The sequence below is a fragment of the Collinsella sp. AM09-41 genome, assembly GCF_003473245.1.
GTDB lineage: Bacteria > Actinomycetota > Coriobacteriia > Coriobacteriales > Coriobacteriaceae > Collinsella.
In genome coordinates this window covers 267-10,831 of the sequence record NZ_QRMJ01000015.1, presented here as the reverse complement: position 1 = coordinate 10,831, position 10,565 = coordinate 267, and the positions used below count along the sequence as shown (strand labels likewise).

The 10,565-nt window shown below is 58.0% G+C and carries 11 protein-coding genes; 4 read left to right on the top strand and 7 right to left on the bottom strand.

What is annotated here, in order from left to right; all coding sequences use genetic code 11:
- Positions 1 to 484 precede the first annotated feature (484 nt).
- The gene (locus tag DW112_RS09675) at positions 485 to 1,786 is read right to left on the bottom strand and encodes a glycosyltransferase (RefSeq protein WP_117806332.1); all 1,302 of its coding nucleotides are present in this window, start codon (positions 1,784 to 1,786) and stop codon (positions 485 to 487) included.
- A gap of 118 nt (positions 1,787 to 1,904) precedes the next feature.
- Here DW112_RS09675 and DW112_RS09670 point away from each other — a divergent pair, with 118 nt between their 5' ends.
- Together DW112_RS09670 and DW112_RS09665 are read left to right on the top strand one after the other, a co-directional pair.
- A complete protein-coding gene (locus DW112_RS09670) occupies positions 1,905 to 2,843 on the top strand; it encodes an NAD(P)/FAD-dependent oxidoreductase (RefSeq protein WP_118328852.1) in 939 nt (312 codons plus the stop codon).
- Between the two features lie 154 nt (positions 2,844 to 2,997).
- The gene (locus DW112_RS09665) at positions 2,998 to 3,609 is read left to right on the top strand and encodes a DUF1836 domain-containing protein (RefSeq protein WP_199570263.1); all 612 of its coding nucleotides are present in this window, start codon (positions 2,998 to 3,000) and stop codon (positions 3,607 to 3,609) included.
- Positions 3,610 to 3,682: 73 nt separating this feature from the next.
- Here DW112_RS09665 and DW112_RS09660 read toward each other — a convergent pair whose 3' ends face one another.
- The 6 genes from DW112_RS09660 to DW112_RS09635 form a co-directional block, all read right to left on the bottom strand.
- Complete coding sequence (locus tag DW112_RS09660) at positions 3,683 to 4,549, bottom strand: DegV family protein (RefSeq protein WP_118259724.1); 867 nt, start codon at positions 4,547 to 4,549, stop codon at positions 3,683 to 3,685.
- Between the two features lie 175 nt (positions 4,550 to 4,724).
- Positions 4,725 to 5,846, bottom strand: coding sequence for an NlpC/P60 family protein (locus tag DW112_RS09655; RefSeq protein WP_117757799.1), 1,122 nt, complete (start codon positions 5,844 to 5,846; stop codon positions 4,725 to 4,727).
- A gap of 32 nt (positions 5,847 to 5,878) precedes the next feature.
- Positions 5,879 to 6,409, bottom strand: a complete 531-nt coding sequence (locus DW112_RS09650) for an adenine phosphoribosyltransferase (RefSeq protein ID WP_117757798.1) — start codon at positions 6,407 to 6,409, stop codon at positions 5,879 to 5,881.
- A 40-nt stretch (positions 6,410 to 6,449) separates the two neighbouring features.
- Positions 6,450 to 7,328 (bottom strand): MerR family transcriptional regulator, encoded by an 879-nt coding sequence (locus DW112_RS09645; protein WP_117757797.1) that lies wholly within the window; start codon positions 7,326 to 7,328, stop codon positions 6,450 to 6,452.
- A gap of 3 nt (positions 7,329 to 7,331) precedes the next feature.
- The gene (locus DW112_RS09640; RefSeq protein WP_199585370.1) at positions 7,332 to 7,766 is read right to left on the bottom strand and encodes an FHA domain-containing protein; all 435 of its coding nucleotides are present in this window, start codon (positions 7,764 to 7,766) and stop codon (positions 7,332 to 7,334) included.
- Positions 7,767 to 7,832: 66 nt separating this feature from the next.
- Complete coding sequence (locus DW112_RS09635) at positions 7,833 to 8,537, bottom strand: CDP-alcohol phosphatidyltransferase family protein (protein ID WP_089573364.1); 705 nt, start codon at positions 8,535 to 8,537, stop codon at positions 7,833 to 7,835.
- A 396-nt stretch (positions 8,538 to 8,933) separates the two neighbouring features.
- Here DW112_RS09635 and DW112_RS09630 point away from each other — a divergent pair, with 396 nt between their 5' ends.
- Complete coding sequence (locus tag DW112_RS09630; RefSeq protein WP_055250122.1) at positions 8,934 to 9,662, top strand: lantibiotic protection ABC transporter ATP-binding protein; 729 nt, start codon at positions 8,934 to 8,936, stop codon at positions 9,660 to 9,662.
- On the top strand, positions 9,659 to 10,429 hold the full coding sequence (locus DW112_RS09625; protein ID WP_118328851.1) for a hypothetical protein: 771 nt from the start codon (positions 9,659 to 9,661) through the stop codon (positions 10,427 to 10,429). Before DW112_RS09630 ends, DW112_RS09625 begins: the two co-directional genes overlap by 4 nt.
- Positions 10,430 to 10,565: the final 136 nt, after the last annotated feature.

Genomic DNA, 10,565 nt, shown 5'->3' with positions numbered 1-10,565 from the left:
GCCGAATGCTCGCCATCGAAATTTATCGATGGCCTATTTCAGACTGTAATGGGCCTATATATCATCCCGTGCTCAAACATTCTCGCGGGGGCGCTCGTATCCCTCCCGCCCGTCTCTCACACATATCATTCCATGCTCAAACATTCTCGCTTCGCTTCGCTCGCTGCGAAACTGCGCGTGGAACGATATGTGTGAGAGACGGGCGGGCGGCTACTCGCTTGAAAAAAATATTTACTCTTCTAATAAGCCGATGCGATAAAGGGACACCTCCTTTGTCGCATCGGCTTACTGTTTTTATATTTTCTGGTATCGCCTTAGCAGGTTCTAATGGTAGGGAATCTGGTGTAGCTGCTAGTGCGTAAACGTAGCTGCTCGGCGGGAGCCGTCCATATATCGTTCCACGCGCAGTTTCGCAGCGCAGCGAGAATGTTTGAGCATGGAATGATATATGGGCGGCTCCCGCCGAGCAGGGGACAATCCAATGCTAGCGGATATGCGCAGGCTTGCCGCCCCAGTAGAAGCGGCAGAAGGCTCGTTTGCGCTTTTGGGGTTTGCCTACGAGCTCCATGGTTGCGATGGCTATGTCTTCGGCTGCGTGGGGGCGGCGTAGTACTTCGCCGTTGATGAGTAGGGCTTTGAGTGATTCGGGATGGTCGTGCAGGTGGCGCAGGGTTACGATGAGCTCTCGTGCCGTGGTGACGTGCATGCTGGCGCCCATGCCGGTGAGCATCGTGGTGTTGGCCTTTTCCTGGCCGTATGATTTGCCCAGCAGGATCATCGGCAGATGTGCGCATAGGCACTCGGTGACGGTGAGTCCGCCCGATTTGAGAATTGCCAGGTCGCAGCCGTGCATAAGGGCCGCCATATCGTCGACATAGTCAAGAACCGTGACATTTTCGAGCTTCATGGCATCGAAGAGTGTCTTGAGGCGGGCGGCGTATTCCTTATCCTTGCCCGGCAAAAAGACAAAGTGCATGTCTTCGAAACTGCGTAGGAAGGGGAGGGTGCGGTCCATCTCCGCGCGAAAGCGAACGTACGGTTGAGGCAAGCTGGCACCGGCCATTACCAGCACGACGGTCTTGTCGGTGGGGAGGTTGAACTTAGCTAGCTCTTCTTCGCGATCGTAATCCGTGTCGAATCCGGCGCGAATAGGAATGCCGGTAATGCGAATCTTTGTCTCGAGCACCTTGCGCGGACGCAGCGTTTCGGCCATAAATTCGTTGGCAACACAGAATAGATCGGTGTCCTTGTGGGGCCACCATCCCTCGACTTCGTAGTCGGTCGGTACGCAGATGACCGGATAATCGATACCCGTAATTACGCGGGCGCCCACGGCAACATTGGCTGCCGTGATGTGCGTTGCAACCACGGCTATGGGCCTGCGGCTACGAATATATTCGTTGAAGGCGGGGAACATAATTCGCGACCATGCCGTTCCGCCACCCCAGAGAAGATGTCCCGTAAGCGTATATCGCCAGGTCAGGTCGTAAATGGGGCGCGTGGCTCCCGTAAAAGAAGCCGCGGTCTTATTGCCGTCGAATTTAATACGTCCAAAATCAAGGATATCGAGCACTTCAATCTCAATATCCTCGGGGATGCCATTGGTGCCGCGGATAAGGTCGAATGCCTGCGCAATCGCATTTGCGGCGGCCTTGTGGCCCGAGCCAACGGAGGCGTGCACGATGGTCACGAGAGGTTTTTGCTGAGCCAGGAGCGTGGTTTGCTCCGATTGGGGAGTGCTGTGCGTGAGCAGGGGAGCGTCGTCACTCGTCTGCGCCTGGTCCATCGATAACTCCCCTTCAGCTTTGTAATACGGATTTATCATTGTAGTGCATGAGTGTCACGTTCACGTAAATTTGGGTATGAGCGCAAAGAACGACAACGTTTCGACGAAAGGACGCTTCATGACTACCGATAAGCCGATCGATGTTGCGATTATCGGTGGCGGCCCCGCGGGCTATGCGGCCGCTATTTATGCTGCGCGTGCCAACCTGACGACGACCGTGATTGAGCAGGGCATGTCGGGAGGGCAGATCGCCACAACCAATGAGGTCGAGAACTATCCGGGTTTCCCGCTCCTGAGTGGCGCCGAACTCGGCGAGCGTTTTCAGCAGCATGCAGAGGGCCTGGGAGCACAGGTTGCATGGAGCATGGTTACGGGTATCGATTACGATGCCGATAAAGCGCTGTTTACGGTGCATCACGATATGGGCGATACGCTGGCCTCGAGTGTTATCGCTTGCATGGGGGCAACGCCGCGATCTGCTGGTTTTGTTGGCGAGGATACGTATCGCGGTCGTGGCGTTTCGTATTGCGCGACGTGCGATGGCATGTTCTTTCGCGGTAAACAGGTCTATGTTATCGGTGGCGGCAATGCTGCCTGCGAGGAAGCCCTGTTCTTGTCAGAAATCGCCAGCAGCGTGACCATCGTCTTGCGCCGCGATCAGTTCCGTGCCCCCGATGGCGTGGTTCAAAAGGTGCTCGCAAAAGATAATATTTCAGTTAGGTACCAAACTAGTATTGTTGAGCTTTCTGGTGAAGCGATGCCCACGACAATCACGTTCAAGGACAATGCGACTAGTGAAATGCACACTGAGTCCTTTGATCCTGGTTCGTTTGGCATTTTTGTCTTTGCTGGCACGCAGCCCCATACTGAGCTTGTAGAGCATCTGGTAGATTTGGCGTCCGACGGCGGTATTGTGACCGACGAATCGATGGCCACCCGCACGCCTGGCTTATTTGCCGCTGGCGATATCCGTTCCAAACGTTTACGCCAGGTTGTGACCGCTGTTTCGGATGGAGCCATAGCAGCAACGAGCGCATACGCGTTTCTCCGTGGATAAGTACGATAATATATCTTATGTAAGGTTGCTATCTTTACACAAAGTGGTTGGACGATGCATCAATGTGTTGTCCAACCACTTTTACTTGCCGGCTATGTGGTATGCAAAACTGGATAACCTAGAATACAATATAGAAAATGAACGGAGGACCTTTATGAACCACGTTAAACACGTTATTCCGATGTCCGATTCGTCGGTCAGTATTAAGCCTGAGGATATTCAGCCCACGGTGCTACCCGATGCATTCATTCAGTCCGATATCGTGCGTAAACTCAATACGTTGAGTCTGCCGCGCTATAACCAGTTGCCCAATGTGACGCTCTACCGCGACCAGGTCATTGAGTATGTTGCGCTGTGGATGGAGCCGCTGTCCATTTGCGTTGAGCACCCTGTCATTACGCCATCGATGATCAATAACTACGTGAAGGTCGGCCTGGTGCCTGCTCCGGTCAAAAAGCAATATGGCCGCGAGCAGATTGCCCGCCTGATCGCTATCTGCCTCTTTAAGCAGGTGTTACCTATTGCTGCGGTGCAGGCACTCTTTAACATTCAGCGTTTGAGCTACGATGCCCCGACGGCCTTCGATTATGTGGTCGATCAGCTCGAGGCATCGATTCGTTCGGCGTTTTCCGTCGAGCAGACGCCGGTTCCCGATACGGCGCATCAGGTAACGCGTGAGTCGCTGCTTGTGCGCAGTGCGGTTTCATCCTTCGTTTCGAAGGCGTACCTGATGAGCTATCTAAAGTTTAATGGGTTTAATAGCTAGCCGACGTATAAAACGGGCGGAGCAAAGGGTCATCTGTCACTTTGTCCCGCCCGTATTTTTGCTTGGTTGGACTTTATTGGCCCGAAGCCACGTCCATGCCGTAGCCGATAATAAGACCGTGCATCTCGGCGTAATAGGAATCCAGGCCGTTGCAGGGCATGATGATAGTCTTGGAGCCGGGCCAGCGCTCCACAATGCGGCTGGCAAGTGCCTGGGCGCCTGCCTCATTCTCGACATGGTCGATGACGACCTCGCCGCCCGTAAAACCCTCGGCTTCCATGGTGTCGATGATCTTGTTGAACATCTTCTTTTCGCCACGCGTGTGTCCGACGAGTTCGATTTTACCGGCCTCACTCGCCGTGCCCAAAATGCGAATATTGAGCTTGTTGGCAATGACGCCGGCTGCCTTAGGGATACGTCCGGCTTTGGCCAGGTTTTCGTAATTGCACAAGCTGAAGAGGATTTTGCTGTTCTGCTCAAGGCTATTGAAGTATGCGCAAGCGTCCTCGAATGAGACATCCGGATTGCTTGCAAGATACCGGTCGAACAGCAGTAAGATCAGGTCCATTTTGCCGCCGGCTCCGCGTGAATTGACCAAATGAATTTGACGGTTCGGCTCCTCGGCAAGAACCAAATCGCGTGCCGTGGCGGCGGCGTTATAGCTCCCCGATACGCCCTCCGAGATGGGCATACAAATCGTCTTGTCGGCAAGCCTAAAGAGTTCGGTCCACTCGCCTACGCTCGGACAGGCGCTCGAAGAAGCGCTCGACTCCGCCTGCACGGCGCAATTGAGTTCGTGAACGTCGAGCGTGAGGTCATCGACGAACTCGCGCTCCCCCACTCGAATTTTGAGGGGTGCAAATGCAAAGGTGGTATGGGGCGCGGTCGGTTGCCAATCGCGGAGGTTACAGCTCGAATCGGAGATAAGTGCCCAGCTCATAGAGGGTCCTTTCTATATGCTTCTCAATCATTATAGCTATATTGCTCACCGATGAAGCGTGCATCTAGTATTGAAAACTAGCACATTAGGATCATGTATGGAGCACGGTCATAAATAAATGAACCTCGCAGCTCAAAGGCCACGAGGTTCACCTTCGTTCGCTATACAGAGTGACTTAGTAGCGCACGAAAATGTAGTTGTTGTTCATACCGGCTGCGACGGAACTGATGATGACGCCCGTTTTGTAGTCGGAAGCATGGATCATCTGACCATTACCGATATAGATGCCGGTATGGTAGGAGTTAACCACAACATCGCCGGGTTGCGGATCGGACACACGGGTCCAACCCATGAAGTCGACCGTGGTGCCCAGACGGCAGTAGCGTCCCGTGAGGCAATAGCTTACAAAACCGGAGCAGTCAAAGCTGTTCGGCCCAATGCCACCCCAAGAGTAAGCGTATCCGAGCTTGCTATAGGCACGCGAAACAACGGAACCGCCGTCAACGGACTGGCTCGGTGCGGAAGGCGTCGGAGCCGGAGCCGGAGCCGGAGCGGGCGTCGGGGGCTGCGGAGTGGGGGCGGGCGCGGGCGTATTTCCGCCGCCGTCGTTGGTCGTACCGCCACCCTTGTTGGTGTTCTCGCTCGTACCGGCGGTGTCGTTGCTCACCGTGGCCTTTTCGGCGGTGCTAGCATTTATGCCAGCCTGCAGCGCGGCGTTGGCCTGGGCCTCGGCAGCAAGCTCGGCCTGCAACTGTGAATCCAGGGAGTTCACGACACTCTGGGCTTCAGCCTGCTGGGCGTTAAGCTCATCGACCTTCTTTTGCGTGGTGGCGACGTTCTTCTCCTGCTCGGCCTGCTTATCGGTGAGCTGCTGCTTAAGCTCCTTGACCTCTTGAATGGTCTGAGCCTGCTTATCGGAAACTTTGCCGTAGTAGAACAGACGGTTGAGCATATCGCTCAGGTCATCGACGCCGGTCAGAACCTGAAGCAGGCTCAGACCGCCGGTTTTGTACTCGCCGGCGACATAGGTCGAGAGCTTGGCCTGACCGTCAGCGATCTCCTGCTGCTTTTGCGTGATCTCGCCAGCAGTCTGATCGAGCGCCTGCGTCTGCGTGGCGAGCTCATCGTAAATCTGCTGGGTTTGGGTACCGATCTGCTCGAGCTTCGTACGAGCAGCGGCAAGGTCGGATGCGGTATCGGCGTAGGCAGGAGCCGCGAGGCCCAAGCCCAAAACACAAGCGAGGGTTGCCGTAGCAGCGCAGCGTGCCATGTTTTTGTGCGTGTTTGCTGTGCGCATGTAGCTTCCTTTCCAGTAACTAAGGGTAACGGCTAGTCCACCGTCACCAGGCTAAAGAGCTCAACATCGTCGTCAGTCGGCGTGAGCTTCTCGCGCGGGTTGAGAAACGCAAGCTCAAGGATACACCCGTAGCCCACAAGCTTTGCGCCCATATCTCGCACAAGTTTACCTGTTGCCTCGACGGTTCCGCCCGTCGCGACCAAGTCGTCCAGAATCAACACGGTATCTTTAGAGGTAATGGCATCGGCATGGATCTCGATAGAGTCGGTGCCGTATTCGAGCTCATAGCTCTGGCTCACCGTCTTGCGGGGTAGCTTGCCCGGTTTACGTGCGGGAACAAAGCCGGCACCAAGGGCCACAGCCACCGGTACGCCAACCATAAAGCCACGGGCCTCGGGACCCACGACCTTGGTGATCCCCATGCCGGCAAAGTGCTCGGCGAGGGCATCGGTCATGGCTTTGAGCGCCTCGGGATTGCCAAAGAGCGGCGTAATGTCTTTGAAGATGACTCCGGGCTCGGGATAGTCGGGGATGTCGACGATTTGAGATTCGAAGTCGTACATTGCATGACCTTTCAATGGGTTGCCGGATAAGCGGTAGCTGTTATTTGCCCGCGGTGACAGTGTCGGATTGCGAAGGGGCGACAACCTTGAGCGGCTTTACGAGAGAATCCTCGTGTGAAGCCGGCGCGGCAGTTTCTTCGTTTTTGGCCTTGGTGGACTCGGAGCGAGCGATTTCTTCATCGAGTGCATCGATGTCGGCATCCTCGACCACGGCGTTGAGCGACTCAAAAACGCGGTTCTTGAGCAGTGCCGTATGCACACCCTCGGTGAGGTCGTGAAGCTTCTTAAACGCACGCTCGAGCTTGGCGTCGCGCTCGTCATCGGAGGTATCCATTCCGAGCATGCTCACGAGCACCTGCTCAAACATCGAGGACTCGCGGTTGGCGGAAGACACGTACTGACGCAGGTTGCGCGGCTCGATATGGAAGCGTGACAGCTCGGAGCAGTAGCGGATGATCGGAAAATCGCGACCATCGACGAGCTCACGGTTCTGCGGACTCTTGATGATGCGAATGAGGTCGTTCTCGGCGAGCGAGCGGATAAACGAGATCTCGACGCCCAACATATCGGGAATGGTCTCGATGGGATGCAGCTTTTGTTTAGTCTCCTTGGGCTCCGTCTTGAGCGGAACATCGGACAGCAAGCCCACCTCGTAGGCGAGCGTTGACAGGTCCGTGGCGTTTTCCAAGCGCTGCTTAATCACGTTGAGCGGCATGTAGCGAGTCTTCTGCAGGTGCAGAATGACCTCCAGGCGATCAACGTCCTCCTTGGAGTACTGACGGTATCCCTTAGGCGTACGATGAGGGGTAATGAGCCCCTCATCTTCTAGAAATCTAATTTTTGAGTTCGAAAGATCGGGGTATGCGCCTCGAAGTAGGTTGACGACTTGGCCGATACTCAGATAGTTGCGTTCGGCCATGCCCTACTCACCGGTTTCGATGCGCTCCGGCGTGCTCTCGTGGTAGATGAGCGTAAACGTACCGATCTGAACGGAAGAACCGTCGTGCAGCGGGGCCGCGTTGACAATGGCACCGTCGACCCAGGTGCCATTGAGCGAGCCCAGGTCCTCGATGCGGGCGACGAGGCCCTCGCGAATAATGCGCGCGTGGCTGCGCGAAACGGTCATGTCATTGAGGAAGATGCCGTTCGCAGGATCGCGGCCGATGGTGGTCACGTCGTCCTCGAGTTCAAAGGCGGCACCAGTCTGCGGACCCTTGACGATGGACAGAACGGGGGCGGTGATGCGCACGTTGGCCATGAGGTCGGGAACGGTGACGTCGCTTGAAGGCACGCGGAATACGCAGGTAGCGTCAGCAGTCTTATCATTCTGAGGCATATTGTTAACCATGTTGTCCATGACAACCCCTAACTTATCGCGGACGTGCCGCAAATAATGAACCGTACGTAATCATACCCCAACGAATCAGTCTTCGATTTCGGGGTTCAGAAAGTCGATGTCCTCGTCCTCGGGATGCGCGAGAGCCTGTTTAATGGCCACTCCGCCCTTAATGGAATAGATGACAGCCGTGAGCATGGAGAAGATCACGCCGCCGTACACAAAGAAGATGCCGAGGGGCACCGAGCTTCCGTTGAGGCCCGGGAAGGCCGTAAGGGTTGAAGGTAAAAGATGCAGGCCGTCAATAACGGGGAACCCGAGCAGCATGAGCGAGAAGCCGGTCATGAGCAGTGCAGTGGCAATCTTTCCGGGAAAGACGACATCGATGGGGCGACGGTGATAATGACGCACGATAAGCGTGCCAATGCCCAGATAGATGTCGCGGCCAATAATGAGCACGCAGACCCAGATGGGCAGCTCTCCGCGGACCACCAGCCCCAAGACGCCGGTGAACAGCAGCGCGCGGTCACAAATGGGATCCATGACCTTGCCGAGCCACGAGACCGTCTTAGTCATGCGGGCGATCTGGCCGTCCATCCAGTCGGTGGAGGCGGCAACGGCGTAGATTACGATGGCGATGACGCGGTTGTTATCTGTCACAAACAGGTACAGAAATACCAGGGTGAGGATCAGGCGCGTAAAGGTGATGAAATTGGAGATCGTAAAGATCTTATTCGACGGGTAATCGGAAGTGCCGATAAGCTCCTTTTTGATCTTCTTTTTGATGCCCACAGGACTCCCCCGCTGGTTAACGACAAAACTTTCGATACTATACCCGTTCCGGCGATGTCTATCCAGCGTAAGCATAGAGAGTCCAGACATGTGGAGGGCGCTTATGGGCGGCGGGGATTTTCGCATTCGTGTACATCAGTCTCCAAACATGTCGAAAAATGTCGTTTTTGGAGACTGACGTACACGTTTTGATTCGGTGATTACATCGATCGGGAAAGTTGTTGCCTCAAGCAAATTAATCATGATGTGCGGGTCGAGAAGAGTTTGCGCCATAAGAACCCAACGGCCGTTACGGATTCGTTAGAAACGCGTCCCACCATGGATGGTGAACCCGAAAGGTAAGGCGCGCGGGCACGGCGATTCGGCCCGCGCGCCCGGAAAAGAAAGGACGAACCCATGGGTTACATGCTCGAGACGCGCGGGCTCACCAAGCGCTTCGGCCGCGGCGACCAGGCGCAGGACGCCGTGGCCGACGTGAGCCTTCATATCCGCGAGGGCGAGGTGTACGGGCTGCTCGGCCCCAACGGCGCCGGCAAGTCGACAACGCTCAAGATGATCTGCGGGATGCTGCGGCCGACGGCCGGGGAGATCCTCTTTGCCGGGCACGCCTGGCGCCGCGAGGACCTCTACGCAATCGGCAGCCTCATCGAGGAGGCGCCGCTCTACCCCAACCTCACCGCGCGCGAGAACCTGCGCGTGCGCACCACGCTGCTGGGCCTTCCCGAGAGCCGCATAGATGAGGTGCTCGCCGCCGTGGACCTCGCGGACACCGGGAAGAAGCGCGCCGGGCGCTTCTCGATGGGGATGCGGCAGCGCCTGGGGCTCGCGCTGGCGCTGATCGCCCGGCCACGCCTGCTCGTGCTCGACGAGCCCACCAACGGGCTCGACCCCATCGGCATCGAGGAGCTGCGCGACCAGATCCGCGGCTTCGCGGCGGCGGGTACGACGGTGATCGTCTCGAGCCACATCCTCTCCGAGGTGCAGCAGATGGCGGACACCATCGGCATCATCTGCGGGGGGCGCCTCGCCTACGAGGATGCGCTTCGGCCCGGGCAGGACCTCGAGGAACTCTTCATGAGCTTCTGCCGGGAAGGGCGACGAGCGCGCGGGGAGGTGGCGGCATGACGGGCGAGAAAGGCGGCCTGCTCGCGGCCCTGCGCGCCGAGGCCCTGAAGTCGCGCCACGCGGCGCCGGTTCGCCTGGCCGTGCTCATGGCGCTGCCGATGCCGCTGCTCGGCGCGATGCCCTACCGGGGCGTGCAGATATTCAGCGCGTGGAACTACTGGTACGCGCTCTTCCTGCCCGTGTCTCTCTCGCTCGTGGTGGCGTGCGTCGCGCGGGCGGACGCTCGCACGCGGATGCGGGGGCTTCTGGGCCTGGGCTTCCCGCTCGGGCGCGCCTGGTGGGCCAAGGCGCTCTGGTGCCTCGCGCTCTGCACGCTCTCGAACCTCGTGGTCTTCGGCATCTACCTCGCGGGATCGGCGTTCTCCTCGCAGGGCCTCACGGCCGCGGGCACGCTCACGATGCTCCTCTGCGCGCTCGCCAACACGGTGACCGCGGCGTGGATGATCCCCGCAGGGCTCTTCCTCACGGCGCGGCTCGGCATGCTCGCGGGCATCTTCTGCCCGCTCGCCGCGCAGCTCGTGGGTGGGTTCGCCTGGGCGCTGATGCCGCTGCCGCAGCTCTTTCCGCCGTCGGCGAGCATGGTCATCCCCACGAGCTTCATCCCCGTGCTGCCGAGCGGCGAGCCGCTCGCGGCGGACATGGCGCTCGGCGGGGCGCTCGCGGCGGACGGCGTGCTCACGCTGGCGGGCCTTGCGGTCTGCGCGCTCGCGTTCGCCGCGCTCACGGCGGCGGGCGCGGCCTGGTTCGCGCGCTCCGAGGAGAGGTGATGGCCGTGACGCGACTCTCCGACCCGACGCCGCGCATGACTCTCCCGCGGGCCCTGCTCTCCGAGGCCCTGCGCCTGGCGCGCTCCCCGCTCGCGGCGGTGCACCTCGCCTGCGGCCTGGCGGCCGGTCTTGCCTG